This window comes from Microbacterium sp. JZ70 (genome assembly GCF_053903225.1).
Genome location: NZ_CP096405.1, coordinates 798,859 through 820,338 on the forward strand (window position 1 = coordinate 798,859; position 21,480 = coordinate 820,338).

The 21,480-nt window shown below is 71.6% G+C and carries 22 protein-coding genes and 1 tRNA gene; 9 read left to right on the forward strand and 14 right to left on the reverse strand.

Annotated elements, in window-relative coordinates; translation table 11 throughout:
* Window positions 1–40 precede the first annotated feature (40 nt).
* The 6 genes from M1D46_RS03565 to M1D46_RS03590 all read right to left on the reverse strand — a co-directional run bounded on the left by M1D46_RS03565 (window position 41) and on the right by M1D46_RS03590 (window position 5,550).
* Window positions 41–703, reverse strand: a complete 663-nt coding sequence (locus tag M1D46_RS03565) for a response regulator (protein ID WP_456284390.1) — start codon at window positions 701–703, stop codon at window positions 41–43.
* Entirely contained in the window at window positions 700–2,061 is a 1,362-nt protein-coding gene (locus M1D46_RS03570; RefSeq protein ID WP_456287145.1) for a sensor histidine kinase, read from the reverse strand. Before M1D46_RS03570 ends, M1D46_RS03565 begins: the two co-directional genes overlap by 4 nt.
* Window positions 1,950–4,139 (reverse strand): MMPL family transporter, encoded by a 2,190-nt coding sequence (locus M1D46_RS03575; protein WP_456286640.1) that lies wholly within the window; start codon window positions 4,137–4,139, stop codon window positions 1,950–1,952. Before M1D46_RS03575 ends, M1D46_RS03570 begins: the two co-directional genes overlap by 112 nt.
* Before the next feature lie 188 nt (window positions 4,140–4,327).
* The gene (locus M1D46_RS03580; RefSeq protein ID WP_456284393.1) at window positions 4,328–4,858 is read right to left on the reverse strand and encodes a fibronectin type III-like domain-contianing protein; all 531 of its coding nucleotides are present in this window, start codon (window positions 4,856–4,858) and stop codon (window positions 4,328–4,330) included.
* Between the two features lie 124 nt (window positions 4,859–4,982).
* Window positions 4,983–5,228 (reverse strand): hypothetical protein, encoded by a 246-nt coding sequence (locus tag M1D46_RS03585; protein WP_456284394.1) that lies wholly within the window; start codon window positions 5,226–5,228, stop codon window positions 4,983–4,985.
* A 248-nt stretch (window positions 5,229–5,476) separates the two neighbouring features.
* Window positions 5,477–5,550: transfer RNA gene (locus M1D46_RS03590), tRNA-Gly, on the reverse strand.
* A gap of 84 nt (window positions 5,551–5,634) precedes the next feature.
* Between M1D46_RS03590 and M1D46_RS03595 the strand changes: the two genes are divergently transcribed.
* Window positions 5,635–6,633: a hypothetical protein gene (locus tag M1D46_RS03595; RefSeq protein WP_456286641.1), complete on the forward strand. Its 999-nt coding sequence runs from the start codon at window positions 5,635–5,637 to the stop codon at window positions 6,631–6,633.
* A gap of 32 nt (window positions 6,634–6,665) precedes the next feature.
* Window positions 6,666–7,271 (forward strand): dCTP deaminase, encoded by a 606-nt coding sequence (dcd, locus tag M1D46_RS03600; RefSeq protein WP_271174620.1) that lies wholly within the window; start codon window positions 6,666–6,668, stop codon window positions 7,269–7,271.
* Window position 7,272: 1 nt separating this feature from the next.
* Here dcd and M1D46_RS03605 read toward each other — a convergent pair whose 3' ends face one another.
* Window positions 7,273–7,812 carry an NUDIX domain-containing protein gene (locus M1D46_RS03605; protein WP_456286642.1) on the reverse strand — a complete coding sequence of 180 codons (540 nt, stop codon included), beginning with the start codon at window positions 7,810–7,812 and terminating at the stop codon, window positions 7,273–7,275.
* Between the two features lie 57 nt (window positions 7,813–7,869).
* Between M1D46_RS03605 and M1D46_RS03610 the strand changes: the two genes are divergently transcribed.
* Genes M1D46_RS03610 through M1D46_RS03620 form a run of 3 tightly spaced genes read left to right on the forward strand, consistent with a single transcriptional unit; the run spans window position 7,870 to window position 10,694 of the window.
* Window positions 7,870–9,105: an MFS transporter gene (locus M1D46_RS03610; RefSeq protein WP_271174618.1), complete on the forward strand. Its 1,236-nt coding sequence runs from the start codon at window positions 7,870–7,872 to the stop codon at window positions 9,103–9,105.
* Between the two features lie 52 nt (window positions 9,106–9,157).
* Window positions 9,158–9,883, forward strand: a complete 726-nt coding sequence (locus M1D46_RS03615; RefSeq protein WP_456286643.1) for a lytic murein transglycosylase — start codon at window positions 9,158–9,160, stop codon at window positions 9,881–9,883.
* A gap of 37 nt (window positions 9,884–9,920) precedes the next feature.
* Window positions 9,921–10,694 (forward strand): hypothetical protein, encoded by a 774-nt coding sequence (locus M1D46_RS03620; RefSeq protein WP_456287147.1) that lies wholly within the window; start codon window positions 9,921–9,923, stop codon window positions 10,692–10,694.
* 1 nt (window position 10,695) lies between these two features.
* Here M1D46_RS03620 and M1D46_RS03625 read toward each other — a convergent pair whose 3' ends face one another.
* Together M1D46_RS03625 and M1D46_RS03630 are read right to left on the reverse strand one after the other, a co-directional pair.
* The gene (locus M1D46_RS03625) at window positions 10,696–11,064 is read right to left on the reverse strand and encodes a YchJ family protein (protein ID WP_456286644.1); all 369 of its coding nucleotides are present in this window, start codon (window positions 11,062–11,064) and stop codon (window positions 10,696–10,698) included.
* A gap of 52 nt (window positions 11,065–11,116) precedes the next feature.
* Window positions 11,117–11,680 carry a MarR family winged helix-turn-helix transcriptional regulator gene (locus tag M1D46_RS03630; protein ID WP_456286645.1) on the reverse strand — a complete coding sequence of 188 codons (564 nt, stop codon included), beginning with the start codon at window positions 11,678–11,680 and terminating at the stop codon, window positions 11,117–11,119.
* A gap of 88 nt (window positions 11,681–11,768) precedes the next feature.
* Between M1D46_RS03630 and M1D46_RS03635 the strand changes: the two genes are divergently transcribed.
* Together M1D46_RS03635 and M1D46_RS03640 are read left to right on the forward strand one after the other, a co-directional pair.
* The gene (locus M1D46_RS03635; RefSeq protein WP_271174614.1) at window positions 11,769–12,335 is read left to right on the forward strand and encodes a MarR family winged helix-turn-helix transcriptional regulator; all 567 of its coding nucleotides are present in this window, start codon (window positions 11,769–11,771) and stop codon (window positions 12,333–12,335) included.
* Window positions 12,336–12,427: 92 nt separating this feature from the next.
* Window positions 12,428–12,757, forward strand: a complete 330-nt coding sequence (locus M1D46_RS03640; protein WP_271174613.1) for a TfoX/Sxy family protein — start codon at window positions 12,428–12,430, stop codon at window positions 12,755–12,757.
* Between the two features lie 55 nt (window positions 12,758–12,812).
* On the opposite strand, the gene M1D46_RS03645 is transcribed toward M1D46_RS03640, so the two are convergent.
* Window positions 12,813–15,131, reverse strand: a complete 2,319-nt coding sequence (locus M1D46_RS03645; protein ID WP_456286646.1) for an immune inhibitor A domain-containing protein — start codon at window positions 15,129–15,131, stop codon at window positions 12,813–12,815.
* Between the two features lie 269 nt (window positions 15,132–15,400).
* Here M1D46_RS03645 and M1D46_RS03650 point away from each other — a divergent pair, with 269 nt between their 5' ends.
* A complete protein-coding gene (locus tag M1D46_RS03650; RefSeq protein ID WP_282980385.1) occupies window positions 15,401–16,612 on the forward strand; it encodes an MFS transporter in 1,212 nt (403 codons plus the stop codon).
* 12 nt (window positions 16,613–16,624) lie between these two features.
* On the opposite strand, the gene M1D46_RS03655 is transcribed toward M1D46_RS03650, so the two are convergent.
* The 4 genes from M1D46_RS03655 to M1D46_RS03670 are packed head-to-tail and all read right to left on the reverse strand — an operon-like array spanning window position 16,625 to window position 20,432.
* The gene (locus tag M1D46_RS03655; protein WP_282980384.1) at window positions 16,625–17,509 is read right to left on the reverse strand and encodes a helix-turn-helix transcriptional regulator; all 885 of its coding nucleotides are present in this window, start codon (window positions 17,507–17,509) and stop codon (window positions 16,625–16,627) included.
* Window positions 17,510–17,551: 42 nt separating this feature from the next.
* On the reverse strand, window positions 17,552–18,382 hold the full coding sequence (locus tag M1D46_RS03660) for a Cof-type HAD-IIB family hydrolase (protein ID WP_455969045.1): 831 nt from the start codon (window positions 18,380–18,382) through the stop codon (window positions 17,552–17,554).
* Between the two features lie 24 nt (window positions 18,383–18,406).
* Window positions 18,407–19,804: an MFS transporter gene (locus tag M1D46_RS03665; RefSeq protein WP_456287148.1), complete on the reverse strand. Its 1,398-nt coding sequence runs from the start codon at window positions 19,802–19,804 to the stop codon at window positions 18,407–18,409.
* 10 nt (window positions 19,805–19,814) lie between these two features.
* Window positions 19,815–20,432 carry a TetR/AcrR family transcriptional regulator gene (locus M1D46_RS03670; protein ID WP_421074943.1) on the reverse strand — a complete coding sequence of 206 codons (618 nt, stop codon included), beginning with the start codon at window positions 20,430–20,432 and terminating at the stop codon, window positions 19,815–19,817.
* Between the two features lie 77 nt (window positions 20,433–20,509).
* On the opposite strand from M1D46_RS03670, the gene M1D46_RS03675 reads away from it, so the two are divergent.
* Window positions 20,510–21,394, forward strand: a complete 885-nt coding sequence (locus tag M1D46_RS03675; RefSeq protein WP_456286647.1) for an alpha/beta hydrolase family protein — start codon at window positions 20,510–20,512, stop codon at window positions 21,392–21,394.
* Window positions 21,395–21,480: the final 86 nt, after the last annotated feature.

Here is a 21,480-nt window from a genome sequence, read left to right on the forward strand (position 1 = left end):
CTCCCAGCTGCCCGCTGCGAACGGCAGGGGAGGACCCCCGTCAGACAACGCCACCGCGGTAGGCGAACGCGACGAGCTGCCCGCGGTCGCGTGCGCCCAGCTTGGTCATGGCGCGATTGAGGTGGGTCTTCACCGTCAGCGGCGAGATGAAGAGGCGCTGGGCGATGGTCGCGTTGTCCTCTCCCCGTGCTGCTGCCGCGACGAGGTCGCGCTCTCGGGGGGTCAGTGTCGCCACGAGAGCCGCGAGCTCCGGGTCGATCTCGGCGCGGGGCTGGTTCGGCGCCGCGGACAGATGGGTGATCACGGCACGAGACGCGCGGGCGGACAGCGAGGATTCGCCTGCGGCCACGCGCTCGACGGCCCCGATGATCTCATCGGGATCGGCGGCCTTCCCGAGGAACCCGTCGGCTCCCGCCGACAGCGCGGCGACCACGTCTCTGTCCCCGTCGAATGTCGTCAGCACGAGGATGCGGACGTCCTCGAGGGAATCGTCGGAGCGGATCTCCTTCGTCGCAGCGGCGCCATCCTGCCCGGGCATCCGGAGATCCATGAGCACGACGTCCGGATGCAGGCTTCGCGCGAGCTCCACACCACGCGCGCCGTCCGGCGCCTCGCCGACAACGGAGACGTCCGCGGATTCGAGGACGCTGCGCAGGCCGGCGCGGATCACGGCCTGATCGTCGACCAGCAGGACGCGGATCATCCCAGCCCCTCCGTTTCGTGAGCGTGGAGCGGCAGGGTCGCGCGCAGGACGAACCGATGCGGCTCGGCGCTCGCGCGGAGCGTGCCGTGCACGCTCGCTGCACGTTCCCGCATGCCGATGAGCCCGAAGCCGCGCACGTCTTCGCGCGCGGTGCCGCGGAGCCGATTGACGACATGGATGCGCAGCGTGCGATCGTCATGCCTGATCGACACGGTGACCGGATCCGTCCCGTGCTTGCGCGCGTTCGTGAGTGATTCCTGAACGATGCGGTACGTGGCGACGCCGACCGATCGGTCGAGCGAGGCCGGCAGGCTCGCGCTGTACTCGACGTGCATGCCGGTCGCTCTCGTGGCCTCCACGAGTGCCTCGAGCCCGTCCAGGCCGGGGAGCGCCCCCCGCTCGTCCTCGGCGCTGTCGCCGGGATTCCGAAGCACCGCCAGGACATCCTGAAGCTCGTCCACGACGGCGCGGGCCGAGGCCCGCACCTGCTGGAGCGCGGTCCGGGCTCGCTCGGTGTCGCCGGTCAGGTGCCGTTCGGCGGCGCCCGCGTGGATGGCGACGGCGGAGACCGTGTGCGCGACCGAGTCGTGGAGGTCGCGAGCGATGCGGAGCCGTTCCTCGTCGACCTTATGGCGCACCTCGCTTTCGCGGTAGGCGGCCGCGGATCGGCTGTGCTCTTCGAGCGCGCGGACGTAGTCGTCGTTCGTGCGCAGGAACAGGCCGACCGAGACGACCGCCGCGGTCCACACAGGCAGGATCAGCGCCACCGGCTCGAGCGGTGCCGCCCGGAAGACGACCACGGCGCCGACGTAGAGCAGCGTGGCGTGCGCCGCGCCGAACCAGAGGGCGATGCGGCGCGGACGGCGGAGCGCGAGAGAGAACAGGCAGACCTCGGCGGCGACCCACAGCGGCACCGCGCCCGCCGGTGCCAGCAGGGCCAGCCCGCTGACGAGAAGCGCGGCGGACGCGGCCACGATCGGAAGCCGTCGGCGCGCCGCCACGGACGCTGCGGCGAGAACCACCACTGGGAGCGTGGAGAACGAGCCCGTGGAGATCTCGCGCGTCAGTTCGACAACAAGCGCGATCGCCGCTGCCGCATCGAGCGCCCACTCGATGCGGTTCAGGCCCAGACCGAGGCCGCGCGGGCGCTGCGGCGCCGAGAGGGAACCGTCGCTCATATCAGCACTCTGCCACGCCGCGGCGGTACCGGGCCGACCACAGCACGCGCCCGATACCGCCACGGGCATCACCGGACGCCGGCCGGCGCGGGCGTCGCCGTCTCCTCCGACGACGACGCGGTCGGCCGCTCGAGCGCGGCGCCCTCCACATCGATGTTCGGCAGGATGCGGTCGAGCCATCGCGGCATCCACCATGCCGACTTCCCAAGCAGGGCGAGCGCCGCCGGCACGAGCACCATGCGGACGATGAAGGCGTCTGCGACGACGCCCACCGTGAGCGCGAGGGCGATGGAGCCGACCAGGGAGGAGGGGCTCATCGCGAACCCGCCGAACACGGCGGCCATGATCGCGGCGGCTGCGACGACGACGATCGCCGAGCGGCGGAAGCCGGTGCGGATCGCTTCCACCGGGGTCATGCCCTGCGTGTGGGCCTCGTGCATGCGGGACACGAGGAACACCTGGTAGTCCATCGCGAGCCCGAACAGGATCCCGGTCACGACGATCGGCAGCAGGCTCAGCAGCGGGTTGCCTTGCGGTGACGTGATCAGCGCGTCCAGCCAGCCCCACTGGAAGACGGCGACGGTCGCGCCGAGGCCGGCGCCGAGGGACAGCAGGAAGCCGATCGTGGCGACGAGAGGAACGAGGATCGAGCGGAAGAGCACGATCATCAGCAGCAGCGACAGGCCCACGATAAGAGCGATGTACGTGGTCAGCGCCGACTGCAGCTGTTCGTCGGAGTCGAGGCCCATCGCCGTGCCGCCGGTGACGAGCAGCTGGGCGTCGTCCACCTGGCGGTCCTCGGCGCGCAGATCGCGCACGAGGTCCTTCGTCTCGTCGTCGAGCGGGCCGTGCTCCGACATGACGGTGAGCATGGCGACGTCACCGCGGTCGTTGACGCCGGCCGGGACGACCATGGCGACGTCGTCGAGCTCGGACAGGTGCTCATGAATATCCGGCAGCACCTGCTCCACGTCGTCGTGCCGCACCAGGACCACAAGAGGATCCTGTGCGCCCTCACCGAACTCGTCCGCGATCAGCTCGTACGCCGCGCGCTGGCTCGACTCGGGGTCCTCGCCGCCGGGGACATTCAGCGTCGTCTGCATGGCCGTCACCGGAAGTGCCAGCGCGCCGAGCAGCAGCGCGCCGCCGAAGAGGCTCGCCACGCGGTGGCGGGTGACGAAGTTCGCCCATCCGGTGATGAAGCGCCCGCCGCTGCCCGGATGTGTGCTGCGCGACGCACGGTCCTTGCGCGACAGTGCACGGCGGCCCATGAAGCTCAGCATCGCCGGAAGCAGCGTGAGCGCCATCAGGACGGCGACGGCGACGGCGAACGCGGCCGCCAGGCCCATCTCACCGAGGAACGTGATCCCGACGACGGTCAGTCCGACCAGGGCGATGATGACGGTCGCGCCCGCGAAGACGACGGACGACCCCGCGGTGCCCACGGCGCGGGCGATGGCGTCCTCGACGCTCGCGCCCTCACGCAGCTCGGACCGGAAGCGGGCGAGGATGAACAGGCAGTAGTCGATCCCGACCGCGAGCCCCAGCATGACCGCGAGGATCGGCGTGAGCGAGCCGATCGGGGCGATCGCCGAGAAGCCCAGCACACCGAGGATGCCGACACCCACACCGACGAGCGCGCCGAGCATGTTCGCGCCCGCGGCCACGAGCGATCCATAGGTGATCAAGAGGACGATGAACGCCAGCGCGGCGCCGACGATCTCGCTCGGGCCCATGATCTCCGGCACGCCCGACTCGAGGCTCCCGCCGACCTCCGCGGTGAGACCGTCGGCGCCCAGGCCGGCAGCGACGTCCGCGACCTCCTCGGAGACCCGTTCGGCGTCCGCATCGGGGTCGACCTCGAGCGACACCACGGCCGTGCTCAGATCCTGCGAGACGTACGGTCGCGCAGGATCGAACGGGTCGGAGACGGTCAGAACGCCGTCGATCGCCGCGAGCTCGTCCCGGGCGGCGGCGATGTCTGCGCCGATCTCTGGGTCCGTGACATCCGCGTGGTCTCCTGTGCTCACAACGAGCTGCAGCGCCTTCGCGGCGTCATCGTCGGTCGGGAACTCCTCCTCCAGCACCGACATCGCCTTGCTCGAGGGCGTGCCGGGAACGTCGAAGGCGCCGTCGCTGAACTTCATGCCGCTCAGTGCGACGACGGCGAGGGCGACGAGCGCGACGACCCAGCTGAACACCGTGGCCCAGCGATGGCGGGCGCTGAAGCGCCCCAGACGTGACAGCAGACGAGCCATAAGGCCCCTTCCTCAAGACAGGAAATCGGACGATCTCCAGCCTTTCCGCCGCAGCGGCGCGCCACGTCTGCCAGGCGCAGGATCTTCATCTACTGCGAGCGCAGTAGGCGCGGCGACGCGCGCAGTTCTCAGCGCGCGGCGAGATCCCCCGTGGGCTCGCCGTTAGCGAGAGCGAGGAGCTGGTCCAGCTACTCGCGGGTGAAGTTTCCGCTGCTCATCGCGACGGCCTGCCTGAGCGGGATCGCCGCGAACATCCGCATCGCGTCAGAGCCGAGGCCCTCGACCGTGTCGACGCCCTGCGCCGCGCCGGACATGTCGGCCACCAGTGGGCCGACGACCGGGTGCGCCATCATCTCTCCGACGGTCGACGCATCGGTCAGTGGCGTCTCGGCGACGTCACCCGCCAGCTCGACAGATGCCGACAGGCGCAGGTCGCGGCGGGAGGCGCCGACGTGCACGACGTCGGCCCCCGGCTCGAGGACCCACCGCCCCGCCGCCGTGTCCCAGAAGGACAGATCCTCGCGGCGGAGGTCGACGTCAATGGTCGCGGACTCGCCGGGTTCCAGCTCGACGGCGTCGAAGGCGGCGAGCTCGCGGACGGCCCGCCGCACAGTGGCACCGGGAGCGCTCACGTAGAACTGCGCAACCTCGCGGCCCCGACGGGAGCCCGTGTTGGTCACGGTGACGCTCGCCGTGAGTCCGTTCGTCGCGGCGCTCACGCGCAGATCACTGTACGCGAATGAGGTGTACGACAGCCCATGGCCGAAGGGATACCTTGCCCTGCGAGGTGCGTGTGCGGTCGATGAGGTATCCCATGAGGAAGTTCGTGCCCGCGTGCAGGATCTACGAGACGATCGGGAACACGATGAGGAACGCGCCTCCCCACAGCCCGGGCACGCCCAGAACGTCCGTGTAGTAGACGTTGAGGTAGCTCGCCAGCACGGCGTTGAGGAGGAGCGCGCCAGCCGGGCCGATGAGATACCCGAGCCACCGCTCGCGCGCCGAGACCTGTGCCGAGCGCACGCGACTCGTGAACAGCGGAGCGTCGAGCAACCGCGTCCGCATCGGCGTGCGAGTCGTCATTGTCATGGAAAGCCTCTCTGCTTCTTCACCGCTCAGCGCCGAAGCGTAATAGCGCGCGCTAGTGATCGTAGCGGAGGCAGGCATGCACATTGTTAACCTTGTGCGCGTCGTGTAGCTCGCGCTATCGGCGGTGTCGTCGACGACATCGCCGTTCGGGCATGCTCTGCAAGGACGCTCGTGACCAACGGACCAGATCCCGGCCTGTGGCGTCTCACCTAGGTTGCGAAAGTCTCACCTAGCTTGAGAACTGACAGTGGAGGGGCTGACGGGAATCGAACCCGCGCTGTCTGCTTGGGAAGCAGAAGTTCTGCCATTGAACTACAGCCCCGCGCGCGTGGAGCACGCGACTCCGCCAGCATAACAGGGGCTGCGGGCACCCCGGGATCCCCCGACAGCAAGTAGCGTCGGCTTCATGGGACGCGACGACCGGTACACCGAGACCTTCACCTCGGTGCCCGAAGGGCATCAGGGGCCCTATGTCATCCCGCCTCTCGACGAGATGCGGCGTCGCGGGACGCGCACGCCGACTCCGCGGGCCTCCCGACCCCGACGGCGCGGGCGCGGGTGGCTCGTCCTCCCGATCCTCGTCGTGATCGTGGTGGCGGCGTTCGAGACACGGCTCTTCGGGCTGTGGCCGGTCGTCGTGGAGACCGTCGAGACGTGGATCAGCGGCGCGCCGGACGAGCCCGATCCCGTCGTGCCGTCCGCGGATGCCGATGCCGATGCCGATTCCGATTCCGAGCCATCGGCCCCGCCCGCGCCGCAGCCATCCGAGTTCCCTCCCGTCGACGCGGCCCGGCTCGCGGCCATCCTGGATGCCTCCGAGGCGCACGTGGGCGAGGGGTTCGTCGCGTACGCGGAGATCCTCGCGCCGGACACGCCGGAGGCCGATGTGCCCGCCGACGCCGCCGCGCACCTCGTCACGTTGAGCGCGCGGCAGCCCGCGACCGCGTACGAGTACGTCGGCGACAACCAGACGGTCATCGTCGACCCCGAGGGGCGCCCCGTCGAGACCGGCGACGTGCTCCTCGTCTCGCTCGCCGTGCCCGATCCTGAGAGCTTCGAGTCGTACTACGACCTCGCCGGCATCGACTCCGCGCGGTTCGACGTCGTCGAGCTCGAGGTCGTCGGCCTCTACGACCTCGCGCAGGACGTGACCCTCGGCGAGCTGAGGCTCGACGGCGACGAGCCCGTCCTGCCCGTGAGCGTCCGGAACTCCGCCGACGTGCCGATGGAGTACGCGATCGACATCACGGCCCTGAACCCCGACGGATCGGAGGCGGCGACGTCGATCGCGTGGTCCGCCGACATCGCGCCGGGCGAGACGGGCGCGGCCGACGTCACGCTGTACGGGGCGGTCCCGGATGGCGTCACGTTCCGCATCGACAGCGTCTCGCGCTACGCGCACTGAGGCGGATGGCCGCCGCCGACTACGCTGGCACCGTGCTGCTCTCGGATCGCGACATCAAGGCCCAGCTCGACGCCGACCGCATCAGGCTCGACCCGCTCGATCTCGCGATGGTGCAGCCCTCGAGCGTCGACGTGCGCCTCGACCGGTACTTCCGTCTCTTCGACAACCACAAGTACCCCTTCATCGACCCCGCCGAGGACCAGCCCGAGCTCACCCGCCTCATCGAGGTCAAGCCCGACGAGCCGTTCATCCTGCACCCCGGCGAGTTCGCGCTCGGCGCGACGTTCGAGCAGGTCACGCTCCCGGATGACATCGCGGCCCGCCTCGAGGGCAAGTCGTCGCTCGGCCGCCTCGGCCTCATCACCCACTCGACGGCGGGCTTCATCGACCCGGGCTTCACCGGTCATGTCACGCTCGAGCTCGCGAATGTCGCGACGCTGCCGATCAAGCTGTGGCCGGGCATGAAGATCGGCCAGCTCTGCTTCTTCCAGCTGACCTCGGCGGCCGAGAACGCCTACGGCTCGGGCCCCTACGGCAACCGCTACCAGGGGCAGCGCGGGCCGACCGCCTCCCGCTCGTTCCAGAACTTCCACCGGACGGACGTGTCGGTGAGCGACGCGGGCGCGAGCGGAGCCTGACCTACAGCCGCTTCAGATGCACCGCCGCCATCGCGAGCGCGGCGATCGACTCGCCGTCTGAGATCTCCCCGGACACGGACATCCGCAGCGCCTCGTCGAGCGGCACCCACCGCGAGGCGGTGATGCCCTCCTCGGCCTGATGCGCGGCCGCGTCGTGAGCGGACGTGAGCCCGCGGGCGAGGAACACCGTCTCGGGGGCGACGCAGATGCCGTTGAGCGCGTTCATCCGCCCCACCTCGATCCACTCGGCCGCCTCGAGCCCGCTCTCCTCGAGCAGCTCTCGACGCGCGGCCTGCTCGGCGGGCTCGCCATCGCTGCCGCCCGCGACGACCTCCCACGATCGTCCGATCGTGTAGCGGTCGACCTCGACGAGCAGCACGCGGTCCTCCTCGTCGAGCGCGACGACGAAGACCGCCGGATGCCGCAGCTCGACGACGCCGTAGATGCCCTCCCCGCCGTCCGGCCGGGCGACGTCGTCCTCCCGCACGCGGATCCACGGATTCTCGTACACGGTGCGCGTGCGCTTCGTCTGCCAGGCCATGGCCCCATCGTAGGAAGGCGCCCCGCATGTCGCCGATCGGTGCCAGGATCGACTCTCGTGGCATCACTGGGTGAGATCGTCGCGCCGCGGCGGATGGGGCGCGACTTCCGATGGCTCCTCGCGTCGTCGTGGACGAGCAACATCGGCGACGGCATCGCGCTCGCGGCAGGGCCGCTGCTCGTCGCGTCGCTGACCGACTCCCCGTTCCTCGTGGCCTCGGCGGCACTGCTGCAGTACCTGCCGTGGCTGCTGTTCGGACTGCACGCCGGCGCGATCGCCGACCGATTCGACCGCCGCACGCTCGTCATGATCGCGAACGCGCTCCGCGCGCTGGTCGTGGCGATGCTCTGCGTGTTCATCGTCACCGGCGCGGTGAACATCGGGATCGTGCTCGTCACGATGTTCGCCTACGGGGTCGCCGAGGTCTTTGCCGACTCCGCGAGCAGCACGCTGCTGCCGATGCTCGTCGACCACGACGACCTCGGCATCGGCAACGCGCGCATGCAGGGCGGCTACCTCGTCGCGAACCAGTTCGCGGGGCCGCCCCTCGGCGCCTTCCTCTTCGCCGCCGGCTCCGCCTGGCCGTTCGCCGCGCAGATCGTCTGCGTCCTGCTCGCGATCCTCCTCGTCTCGCGCATCGCCCTCCCGCCGCTCCCGCCGCGCGAGGGCGGCCATCCGCCCGTCCGCCGCGACATCGCGGAGGGCCTGCGCTGGACGTGGCGCAACCCGCCCATGCGCACGCTCGCGATCGTCATCCTCGTCTTCAACATCACGTGGGCGGCGCCGTGGGGCGTGCTCGTCCTCTACGCGACCGAGCACCTGCACATGGGCGCCGTCGGCTACGGGATGCTCACGACCGCATCCGCCGCGGGCGGTCTGCTCTCGACGATGGCGTTCGGATGGCTCGAGCGGCATGTCTCGTTCGCCACGCTCATGCGCGTGTGCCTGTCGCTCGAGGTGGTCATGCACCTCGCCTTCGCGCTCACGACCGAGGGATGGCTCGCGCTCGTCATCATGGGAGTGTTCGGCGCGTACGCGTTCGTGTGGGGCACGATCTCGACGACGGTGCGCCAGCGGGTGGTGCCGAACGAGCTCCAGGGCCGCGCGAGCTCGCTGAACATGGTGTGCGTGTTCGGCGGGATGGTCGTGGGTCAGGCGCTCGGCGGCGTGATCGCGCAGCTGTGGGGCCTCACCGCCCCGTGGTGGTTCGCGTTCGGCGGCGCCGGCATCACGCTGCTGCTCGTCTGGCGGCAGCTCGGCCACATCGCCGCCGCGAAGCGCGCGCCGGCGTGATCGCACGGCGGGCGCCGGGCGGACCGTCAGGAGACTGCGGCACGCTGAGGGCGTGAGCAGGCGCCGGAGGAGCACGACGCAGGCCGCCGCGGTCGTCGTGAGCGGCCTCGTGGGTGCGGGCGTGCTCGTCGGGCTGATCGCCCTGGCCGTGCGGCCCGCGGAGCCCACTCGGCCCGCACCCACCTCGGCCGCCGCGCTCGCGACGCCGTCGTCGGACGGCGCCACGGTCGACGCCGAGTGGCTCGCGGCGACGGCCGCGGCGCAGGGGATCCCCGCGCGCGCGCTCGCGGCATACGGGGCGGCCGACCTCGGCGCGCGGGCGACCTACGGCTGCGCGGTCGGATGGAACACGCTCGCCGGCATCGGATGGGTCGAGAGCCGGCACGGGGCCCTCGAGGGCGGAGCCGTGGACGGCGACGGCGTCGCCCGCCCGGCGATCATCGGCATCCCTCTCGACGGCACGAACCGCACCATGGCCATCCCCGACACCGACGGCGGCGCTCTCGACGGGGACGCGGTCTGGGATCGCGCGGTCGGGCCCCTGCAGTTCATCCCGGAGACCTGGGCCATCTGGGCCGTCGACGCCGACGGCGACGGCCGCACGGACCCGCACGACATCGACGACGCCGCGGCGACGGCCGCGCGCTACCTCTGCCAGGCGCACGGGACGCTCGATTCGCCCGAGGCCTGGATCGGCGCCATCCGCTCGTACAACGACACCGACGACTACCAGCGGCAGGTCGCGGAGACCGCGACGCGGTATGCCGAAGGCGGATGAGCCCGATGTCGCCCGCTCGCGCTAAGGTCGCGCCGTGATGCGCGACTCCCTGCCGCCTCCTCCGTCGCGTCGCCCCGACGTCGAGGACGACTTCGCCGAGGGCCCCGATCCCGCCCTCTGGATCGCGCACTACCTGCCGCACTGGACGACGCCCGACCGCTCCGCGGCGCGGTTCGACGTCGCCGCGGATGGCCTGCGCCTCCGGATCGATGAGGACCAGCTCGACTGGCGCCCCGAGGACGCGCCGTTGCGCGTCTCGAATCTGCAGACCGGGGTCTTCTCGGGGCCGCTCGGGTCGACGCGCGGCACGCATCGGCATCGCCCCGATGGCCTGACGGTTCGAACCGAGACACCGGCGCGCCTGCTGTGGGCGCCGCGCTCGGGCCGCGTCGACATCACCGTGAGCGCGAGCGCGGATGAGGGCGCGATGCTCGCCGCGTGGCTCGTCGGGACGGAGCATGAGCGCGCAGAGGACGCGGGCGAGATCTGCATCTTCGAGATCGACGCGGAGGCTGTGGAGTCATCGACCGTCGCCCGCACGGGCATCAAGGCCCACGGCGACCCGGGGCTGCGCACCGACATGGCCGAGGTGACGCTGCCGTTCGACGCCGCGAGACCGCACACGTGGACCGCGATCTGGGGCGCGGGCGAGACCGTCATCGGATGCGAGGGCATGGTCGTGCGCCGGATCCCGCAGGCCCCCGACTGCCCCCTGTTCCTGCTCGTCGACCTGTTCGAGGTCGGCGGGCGCCGCGGCTCCTTCCCGAAGACGGCGCGGCTGCACCGCGTGCGCGGCTGGAGCGGCGCGTGACTCAGCTGGCGACGTCGCCGTCGACGTAGACCCAGCGGCCGCCGCGGCGCGCGAAACGGGAGCGCTCCTCGAGCCGGCCGGGGCCATCCGCCGTCGTGAAGTGCGCGACGAACGCGACCTCGTCGCCCGCGGCCTCGAGGATCTCGAGGCGCGTCCACGTCGTGCTGTCGTCGAGCGCGAGGTCGGCGGGGCGCGTGCGCGGGTGCCAGGTGCGCGCGAGGTAGTCGACATCGCCCTTCGCGAAGGCGCTGTACCGCGAGCGCATGAGCTCTTCCGGGGTCTCCGCGAGGCGCGCGCCGGAGTGGAGGGCGCCGCAGCACGACGGATACGGCCGCCCGCTCCCGCACGGGCAGGTCTCGGCGAAGCTCATGACTCGAGCCTACGGTCCGGGGCCGAGACCGCCCGTGTGCAGGGAGAACGCGTCACGACGCGTCGCGGTGGCCGTGGTGGAAGCCGCGCGCGCCGAAGCGGTGGGGCCCGAAGCCGTGGCCGTGCGGGCCGAAGCCGTGGCCGTGCGGGCCGTGGCCGTGTCGGCCGCGGGGACGCGTGCGGCGGGGCAGGGGCTTGCCCTCCTCCCAGCCGAGCTCGCGCGCGATGGCCTCGAGTGAGGCGAGGGTCGTGGCGAAGTCCTCGGGAGAGACCGCGGCGGCGACGTGCTCGCGCACGGCGGCGACCCGGGGCGCGAGCCGATCGAGCGTCGTGCGCCCCTCGTCGGTCAGGGTCCACTCCCCGTCGACGAGCTCGACCCATCCGTGCTCGGCGAGCATCGTGACGCGGTGGGGCTTGCGGGCGAGTCGGTCGTGCAGACCTGGCGCGTCGACCGTGCCCGCGAGCGCGTTCAGCAGCCGCCAGTCGCGGTGGTCGATGCCCTCGCTCTCGAGCGCGGCGTCGATCTGCTGGGAGAGCAGGGAGTCGACGGCCTTCAGCCAGAAGCCGAGGGGGCGTCCGTCGTCGTGCGGGGTGCGGTGTGTGGTGTCGGTGTTCATGGAGGTCTCCAAATCAATGTCATCGTGCATGTATATGCAGGATGACATGCATCGGATCTCCATGTCAAGTGTCATGTACTTTAGAGGGGTGGCAGAGCCGACCGATCCCGCAGCCCGCATCGCCGCCGCCCTCGCGCGGCTGCGGCTCGGGCGCCGCGGCGGGGAGGGGCCGTTCGAGCACGGGCATCCGCTTCACGGCGGCCCATTCGGAGGCCCCCACGCCGGGCCGCACGGCGGTCCGCTCGGTGCGCACCATGGGCACGGCGGTCCGCACGGCGATCACCCGCGCGGTCCGTTCGGGCGCTCGATCGCACGTCTGCGGCTGCTGGAGATCCTCGCCACGGCGGATGGTCCGCTGTCGGTCGGGCAGATCGGCGAGCGCCTCGGCGTCGATCAGCCGCGCGCGAGCCGGCTCGTGCAGGCCGTCGTGGAATCGGGGCATGCTCGTCGGGAGGCCGATCCTGCCGATGCACGTCGGACGCTCATCGCGCTCACCGACGAGGGCCGCGCGATCGCGGCGCGCACACACGGCGCGCGCACGGAGGCCGTCGAGCAGGCGCTGGCTGGCTTCACCGCCGAGGAGCGCGCGCAGCTCGCCGACCTCCTCGGCCGCTTCGCCGACGCGTGGCCCGACCCGCGCCGTCCGCAGGGCTGAGCCGGCGCGGGCTCCGCTGGCACGCGATCCGCCGCTCCCGCTCGGATGAGAATCTCCTGCGCTCTGGTCCCGCGGAGGGCTACCGTGTGCGCATGGCATACGACGACGAGCTCGCCGACCGGATCCGGGCGTTCGTCCCCGCTGACGCGGTCGAGATCCGGATGTTCGGCGGACTCTGCTGGACGCTTCGCGGGCACATGGTCGCGGGCATCACGCGCGACGAGCTCATGATCCCCGTCGGGCGAGACGGGATGGCCGACGCGCTCGCGCGGGGAGCGCATGAGATGCAGATGGGGACGCGCACGATGACGGGGTTCGCAGGGGTGCGGTCGCCGACGGACGAGCAGCTCGACGAGTGGATCCGCGAGTCCGTCGCGCGCACACTCGCCCTGCCTCCCAAGGAGAAGAAGGCGCCCCGCTGACGCGGAGAGGCCGGGCCGCCCGGAGGGGCGACCCGGCCTCGGTGTCGTGCCGTCGTCAGGACCCGGCGTTGACCTCGATGGTCATCGTGCCCTCGCGGCGGTCAGCGCCCACGACCTGGATGGTCGTGCCCGTGCCGCCGACGATGACCGAGTTCTGCGGGTTGGCCTCGTCGTAGTAGGCGTACGGGTCGGAGTCGTCGAAGAGCGACACCGGCTTCTGCTTCTTGAGCTCGAGGGTGGTCATGCCCTCCTCGGTCTCGCGGTGCAGCGACAGCTTGTCGGTCTTGTCGAGCCCGAACGTCGCGTCGAACGTCTGGATGCGGTTGCGCGCGATCGTCCCGTCCGTCCAGGTCAGCGCCTGCGGACGCGCGTCGACCGGCAGGGCCTGGCCGCCGCCCGGGTGCGCCGAGGTGTTGTTGTCCTCGTAGAGCCCGTTCACGTACCAGATGAGCAGGCCGTCCTGGAACGGGAAGTGCTCGACCTGGTTCGGGTTGGTCTGCGACCAGCCGAAGTTGTACGGGCCCTCGGCGAGCGTCGCGTCGTAGCCGCCGTACACGCGGTTCTCCGCGATGTAGCGGTGGTCGTACTGCACGGTGTACCCGCCGTCCTCGATGAGCTCGAAGCCGGCGCGCTCCCAGTCCGCTGCGCCGTCCTCGACGTCGGTCGACAGCGCGTCGCCCACGGCGATGTCGTCGACCTTGAAGCCGGGGTTGTTGACCGCGCCGTCGGTGACGTACCGGAAGCGGATCTGCGCGGTCTGCCCCGCGTAGGCCCCCAGGTCGGCGGTGAGGGCCGTCCAGCCCTCGGTCGCGCCCGTGATGCCGTTGCCGAGGTTCGCCCCGTTCGGGTCCTCGGTCGTCGAGTGGTCGGTCGCGAGCGGCGTCCAGCTGGCCCCTGCGTCGGTCGAGATCTCGGCGTACGCGTAGTCCCAGTCGGCTTCGATGTCGTAGTCGACCTGCGCGGTCAGCGCGGCGCCTGCCGGAACCTCGAACGCAGGGCTCGTGACGGTGCTGTCGAGCCCTGCCCCGCTGCCCGAGAAGAAGTACTTCGTGCCGGATGCCGCGGGCCCGGTCTCGACGAACTGCTCGCCGGGAGGCAGGTTGACGATGACGGCCTGCGGGCGCGTCGTCGCGTGGAAGGCCGGTCCGAGGTCGACGGTCGCCGACTCGCCCGCCTCGACCGTCTCGTAGTCGAGCCAGCCGAGGAACAGCTTCTCGGTCGCGCCCATGTGGTTCGGGGTCGTGCCGATCGTGCCCTCGCCGTGCCCGAGCCACGAGCCCGAGCTCATCAGCGTCCAGAAGGCGGTGCCGTTGTCGCCGCCGTCGGTGTCGTAGTAGTCGGGAAGGCCCAGGTCGTGCCCGAACTCATGGGCGAAGACGCCGAGTCCGCCGTTCTCGGGCTCGGTCGTGTAGTCGCGGATCCAGATGTCCGTGCCGCCGATGCGGACGCCGCCCGCCTTCGGGTGGTCGGCCGGTCCGTCGACGCCGAGACCCGCCTGGTTCGCCGCCCAGCGGTGCGACCAGATCGCCCACTCGGGGGCGCCCGCCTCCTCGCCCTCGCCGGCGTGGATCGCCTGGAAGTGGTCGATGTAGCCGTCGGGCTCGTTCGTGATGCCGTCGCCGTCGAGGTCGTACCGGTCCCACACGTCGAACGTCTGGAGGTACGCCACGATCTCGTCGTGCGTCTTGCCCTGCGCGAGCTGATCGGCGTACCAGGCGTCCGCGGAGTCCTGGATGAAGCGCGTCATGTCGTCCTGCGACTCGGTCTGCCCGTACGACGCCTCCGCGTACGGCACGGTGACCCAGTCGGACACGTCGCCCTGCAGGTCGAAGCGGCCGGACGACATCTCGTCGTAGACGCCGCGGAACGACTCCCCGCCCTGGTCCTCGAGGCCCGTGAAGAACATCTCCAGGAAGTGCTCGCGCGAGAAGTCCTCTTCCCAGTAGGTCGAGTTGTCGTCGGCGGCGGGTTCCGGGATCTCGTTGTGCAGCGGACCCGCGGCCGGGGCCTCGGGGAACCGCTCGTCCGGGGTGTCGCCGAACTCCACGAGGATCGAGAACAGCTGGGCCGTCTCCTCGACGCCGTACTCCACCCAGTCATCGGGGGCGATCTCCACGACGCGGGTCTTGTTCTTCCCCTTGCCGCGCTCGGTGACCTCGGCCTGGCCCGTCGCGACCAGCTCGGCCGCCCGCATCTTCTCCGCCGTGCGCTTCTCGGCGAGCGGATCGGGGCGGTCGTCCTGCTGTGCGGGGACGGTCGGGTCGAGCGGCGGAGCCGTGTCGGTGTCGCTCGGTGCCGCGGTGGCGGCCGTCGGTGCGAGCGCCCCGGCGAGCAGGATCGCTGCTCCCAGTGCGCATGCGGTGCGTGACTTCACTCTTCCTCCAGGTTTCACGCGTCGACCGCGAGGTCGGCGCCCGGATGTCTGCGACACGGCGTCGTCGCCGTGCGCAGACGGATGAACCCAACCTAGAGACCCAGGTGTTTCACAGAAATGACATTCTGTCGAACCGCGATGGGGAGTTCTGCCCATGAGGTGCCCATCTGGTGCGTCGTTCCGCACATCCACGCGGATGCGGACGATCGGTCGGATGGCCCGGACGCGCGGTCGGGCGGCCAGCGCCGGGCTCCGCGACGCTGGAGGGCATGACGAACACCGCCTCGCTTCCGACCGTCGACGAACGCCTCTCACCTCCGCGCGAGCGCCTCCGCTACGGCGCGCTCGTGACGATGATGGTCATGAGCTTCGTGCTGGTGACCGCGGAGTTCCTTCCGAACGGCGTGCTCACCGAGTTCGCGCGCGACCTCGGTGTGACGGCGGGGCAGGCGGGGCAGGCGGTCACCGTGACCGCCCTCGTCGGATTCCTCGTCGCCCCGACGATCGGCCTCCTCGTGCCGCGTCTCGACCGCAGGGACCTGCTCGTGTGGCTCGCGGTGGCGGCCGCCGTGTCGAACCTGCTCGTCGCGCTCGCGCCGTCACTCGGCATCGTGCTCGCGTCGCGGGTCCTGCTCGGCGCGGCGCTCAGCGGGTTCTGGTCGATGTCGCTCACGGTGGCGTCGCGCATCGCCGGCCCGGAGCGGCTCGGGCGCGCGGTCATGTTCACGACCGCCGGGACGTCGCTGGCGACAGTGCTCGGAGTTCCGCTCGGCGTGCTCCTCAGCACGTTCGCCGACTGGCGCGCCGTCTTCGCGGGCGCCGCCGTCGTCACGGCCGCCGTCGCCGTCGCGCTCCGCGTGCTCCTGCCGAAGGTGCCGGCGCAGAGCGCAGCGAGCCTCGCCATCCTCGGCAGCACGCTCCGCCGACCCGGGATCGCACTGGGCCTCGCCGGCCACGTGCTCACGGTCCTCGGCCACTTCACCGCGTACACCTACATCCGGCTCGCGCTGGAGCGGATCACGGAGGGACCCCAGCGCACGCCGCTCGACGAGGGGGCGATCGTGCTCCTCCTCGCCCTCTTCGGCGTCGGCGGGCTCGTCGGCAACGTCGTCACCGGCGTGATCGTCGACCGCCACCTGGGCCTGCTCTCGGCTGCCGTGCCGGTGCTCGTCGGCGCGCCGATCGTCGCGGTCATCCTGTGGCCGACCTCGCTCGCGGTCGTCGGCGTCGCCGTGGTCGTGTGGGGTGTCGCGTTCTCGGCGTGGCTCATCGTGCTGAACGCCTGGATCGGCCGCCGCCTGCCCGACCGCCTCGAGGCCGGCGGAGGCCTGGTCGTCGCGGGATTCCAGCTCGCGATCATGCTCGCGGCCGGCATCGGCGGGGTGCTCGTCGACGCCGCGGGGGTCGACGCGGCCTACATCACGGGAGCCGTCGCGGTCGCCCTCGGCGCCGTGCTGTTCGGTCTCGCCGGTCGCCGGTAGGGCCGGTCGCGGCTACGCGCGGACGAGCGCTCGCGCACGCCACGCCGACGGCGTGACGCCCGTGTGGCGTCGGAATGCGCGGCTGAAGCCCTCGTCCGACGCGTAGCCGAGGCGGCGGGAGACCTCGGAGACCCCGGCACCGCCCGCGAGCAGGTCCTGCGCGGCCGCCATGCGCACCTCCGTCAGGTATCCGAGCGGCGACCGTCCGACGACCGAGCGGAACCGCTCGGCGAAGACCGAGCGAGACATGGCCGCGATCGCGGCCATCCGCTCGACCGTCCAGTCGCGCCCGGGCTCCGCGTGGATGGCCTCGATCACGCGCGCGAGGAACGGGTCGGCGGTGCGCGCGGGCCATCCGTCGGGCGCGCAGCCGGCGACGGCCCACGCGCGCAGCGTCGCGAGAGCGAGCGTCGTCGCCATGAGGCGGCAGATCACGGGAGTCGCCCCGGCGTACGGGCTCGTCACCGCGGGGAGGCCGAGGTGGGCTGCGAGCGCCGCGGCGGCGGGCTCGATGCGCGAGAACCCGCTGACCGAGACGAGATCCGGCACGATCGCGAGCTGCCGCTGGACGGACTCGGATGCGCTCAGCCGCGAGACGATCACGAAGGCTCCGTCGCCGCGGATCCGCATCGGCTCGCGGCCCAGGGAGAGAAGCGTGTCGCCCGCGACGAGCTCGGTCGGCGGCGCTCCGTCGCGCGCGCCGCAGTCGTAGGCGCGCGGCGGCAGGGCCAGTGCCCCCTCGAGCACGTACACGAGCGCGGCGTCGCCCGCGCCGAGAGCGATCTCCCGCTCGATGCGGAGCCGGTCGGTGCTGCGCACCTCCCACTCGAGCGACGACAGCAGGCGCTCGAGCGCATCGCCGTCGCGCAGTGCGGGGAGCGGGGTCAGCAGCGTCACACCGGCGTGAACCGCCGTCGGCGCGCCCCTATTCCGTCTGCGTCAGAGGAGACCGTGCCGCGCGAAGGCCTTCGCGAGGCCGTCCTCGTCGATCGGAGCGGTCACCTCGTCGGCCGCCTCCTTCGCCTGCAGCGTGCCGTTGCCCATCGCGATGCCGACACCCGCGAGCTCGAGCATCTCGAGATCGTTGTTGTTGTCGCCGATCGCGATCGCATCGGCGAGGTCCATCCCGATCCGATCGACCAGCTCGCGGATCGCGCTGCCCTTCGTCACCGCGGGCATCGACACCTCGCCGCTCGCCGTGCCCATGCCGGGGATCGTGCCCGTGATGACCGTGAACTCGGCGCCCACGGCACGCTGCACGGCGTCGTAGGCCCCGAGGTCGTCGCCCGAGAACACGGCCTTCGCCGTGCGATCGTGGCGCAGCGGCGGGATCTCGCCGAGGTACCGGCCGAGCCCGCGATCCGAGACGCCCTCGCCATCCGAGACGCCGAGCTGACGGCGCAGGTGCCGCTGCATGCCCGTGGTGGCATAGAAGTACTCGCGCCCCTGGAGCACGTAGTCCAGGCCGAGCGCGTCGAACTCCTCGCGCAGCCTCCGGCAGGACGCCTCGGGCATGAGGCGCTCGATGATCCACTCGCCGTCGTACTCGACGAACGCGCCGGCGCCCGCGACGATGCCGTCGAACCCGATGTCGGTCACCTGCACGTCGACCTCGTACGGCGTCCGCCCCGTCGCGAGCAGCACGAGGTGGCCGTTGGCGCGAGCGCGGCGGATGGCATCGGGCGTCGAGGGCGGGATGGTCCCGTCGTGGTCGAGGATCGTCCCGTCGATGTCGAGGAACACGATGCGACGGCGGGCGGTGCGGGGCATGCTCCCGACGCTACCCGCCCCTGATCACCGCGCGGCCTTCACGGGCAGCAGCAGGAGGAATCCGAGCAGGAGGACGAGCACGAGGCCGAGGATGCCGAACGTCGTCTGGTGCGTGACGGTGATGAGGAGCGCCCACGCGGCCGAGGCCATCCAGCTCGCGGCGCGCCCCGTCGTCGCGTAGAGGCCGAAGATCTCGCCCTCGCGGCCCGCGGGCGTGACCCGGGCGAGGAACGACCTCGACGCCGCCTGGGCCGGTCCGACGAACACGCACAGGATGAGCCCGCCGATCCAGAACACGGTGCGCCCGGCATCGGCGAGTGCGAAGACCGCGAGCCCCGCGAGGGTCATCGCGCCGAGCGAGAAGAGGATGATGCGCTTGGGCCCGAACCGGTCGTCGAGGCGACCCGAGATGATCGTCGAGACGCCCGCGATGACGTTCGCGGCGACGCCGAAGATCATGAGCTCGAGCGTGCCGAAGCCGAAGACGCTCGCCGCGATCACCGCGCCGAACGTGAACACCCCGGCGAGGCCGTCGCGGAAGACCGCGCTCGCGAGGAGGAACCAGAAGGTCGGGCGCGTGGCGGGGGAGCGGTAGAGGCCGGCGACATCCTTCACGAGCAGCGCGTACGACTGCACGAAGCCCACGCGGCGCTCGGGGCGCCCGAGCGAGGGCTCGGGCACCTTCACGAAGATCGGGATGGCGAACGCGATCGTCCACAGGGCGCAGCCGACCGCGATGACGCGGAACGGGAGGCCGCCCTCCGACGAGAGCCCGAACCAGTTGCCCAGGTAGAAGACGATGACGAGGGCGAGGGCGACGATGCCGCCGAGGTACCCGAACCCCCAGCCGAGGCCCGAGATGCGCCCGATCGTCTTCGGCGTCGCGATGCCGACGAGGATGGCGTTGGAGTTGACGGCCGCGATCTCGCCGAACACCATGCCCGCTGAGATCAGCGCGACGCCCAGCCAGAACAGGGTCGGGGTGGGCTCGACGAACCACAGGCCGAGCATGCAGACGATGAGCGCCCCCGTGCCGATCCCGAGCCACAGCTTCTGCCGGCCCGCGGCATCCGCCTGCTGCCCGAGAACCGGGGCGAGCAGGAGGATGAGGAGGCCCGCGACCGTGGTGCCCCATCCGAGGCCCGACGCGAGGTCGGCGAGAGCCGCGACCTTGGCCGGGTCGTCGTCGCCGCGCGCCGCGATGTCGGGCGGAAGGAAGGCGTCCGTCGTCAGGTAGAGGGCCGTGAAGATGAACGTGAGGATGACCGTGTTGAACGGCTGGGTCGCCCAGTCCCAGAGCGCCCAGGCGAAGACGGTGCCGCGCGATGCGGGAGCGCGCTGAGGGAGCTCGAGCCCCATCACGGTCAGCGCGGCGGTGTCGGCGGCCGCGGGCGGTGCGGAGGGGCGGGCGGGCTCGGGCATGTCGGTCACGCTAGGCCTCCTCGGTGAACGCGCGGTGGCGCGCCGTCGCGCCGCGCTCGAGACGAGTCTCCACCACATCGCGGAGGACGTCGAAGGCCCGTTCCGCGCGCCGCTCGTCGCCTGTGCTGATGAGGTCGACCATGAGGCCGCGCAGCGACGCGAGGACGAGGGTCGCGAGCGGCTCGGCCTCCTCCTGCGGGCAGCCCGCCCGTGTGAGCCCCGCGGCGAGCAGGTCGACGCGCTCGCCGACCGACCGGACGACCGCCTCGCGCAGGGCGCCGTCCGCGTGCGCTGCCGCGACGGCGATCTCGAGGAAGGCGGTCGACAGGGCTCGGCCCCGCGAAGACCGCGCCCTCTCCCAGAGGGCGGCGAGCGGATCGGGATGGCCGTCGGGGATCTGCGGTGCGGCCAGCGCGGCGCCGAGGATCGACTCGACGACCTCGGCGACTAGCTGCTCTCTGCTCCCGAAGTGGTGCAGCAGCGTGGCGTGGCTGACGCCGACGTGCTCGCTGAGGCGGCGAAGGGACAGCCCGGAGAGTCCGTGCGCGAGCACCGCTTCGGTCGCTGCCTGCAGCACCTCTCCGCGGCGGTGCTCGAAGCGGCGTCGGCGCCCGTCGTCGTCCGTCATGGACCCAGGGTAGACAGCGCGACACCCGCCTGGCAGATTGATCTACCAATTGGTAGATCAATCCAGAAAGGGAAGCCATGGGGGGACGCACGACGTCATTCAGGAGGAGAGTTCGCGCGGCGGCGATCGCGATCGCGCTCGCCGCGGGGTCGCTGGCGGCAGCGGGGCCGGCGGCCGCGATCGTTCCCGCGGTCGAGATCGGGCCGCCTCCGACGCAGCAGACGATCGAGGCGGCGCGGGGTCCGTTCGGGGTCGCGGAGGAGCGCGTGCCGGGCTACGCCGTGCGCGGCTTCGGCGGCGGCACGATCTACTTCCCCTCCGGCCAGCAGGGCGTCGCATTCGGCGCCGTGGCCATCTCGCCGGGGTACACGGCCTCGCAGTCGAGCATCGCCTGGCTCGGGCCGCGGATCGCCTCGCAGGGGTTCGTCGTCTTCACGATCGACACGCTCGGGCGCTATGACCAGCCGGGCCAGCGGGGCGACCAGCTCCTCGCCGCGCTGGACTACCTCGTCTCCTCGAGCGACGTCCGCGACATCGTCGACCCGAACCGGCTCGCCGTCATGGGGCACTCGATGGGAGGCGGCGGCGCCTTCGAGGCGGCCAAGGACGATCCGTCGCTCCAGGCCGCGATCGCGATGACCCCGTGGGACGCGGACAAGACGTTCCCCGAGGTGTCGACCCCGACGCTGGTGTTCGGCGCGGAGCGTGACACGGTCGCTCCCGTCGCTCGTCACGCCATCCCGCTGTACGAGGGGCTGCCCGCCGATCTGCCGCGCGCCTATCTGGAGCTGCGCGGGGCGTCGCACTTCGCGCCCAACACGTCGAACACGACGATCGCGGCGCAGTCGATCGCCTGGCTGAAGCTGTTCGTCGATGACGACCCGCGCTACAGCCCCTTCGTGTGCCCGGGCCCTGCGGTGGGCATCACCCTGAGCGACGCCCGCTCCACCTGCCCCTTCTGACCGGCGCCGGGCCCTGCCGCCGGGCCCCGCCGCCCCGTGCCGCCCCCGTTGCCGCCCGTTCTGCCGCCCGTTCTCCCGCTGAGACT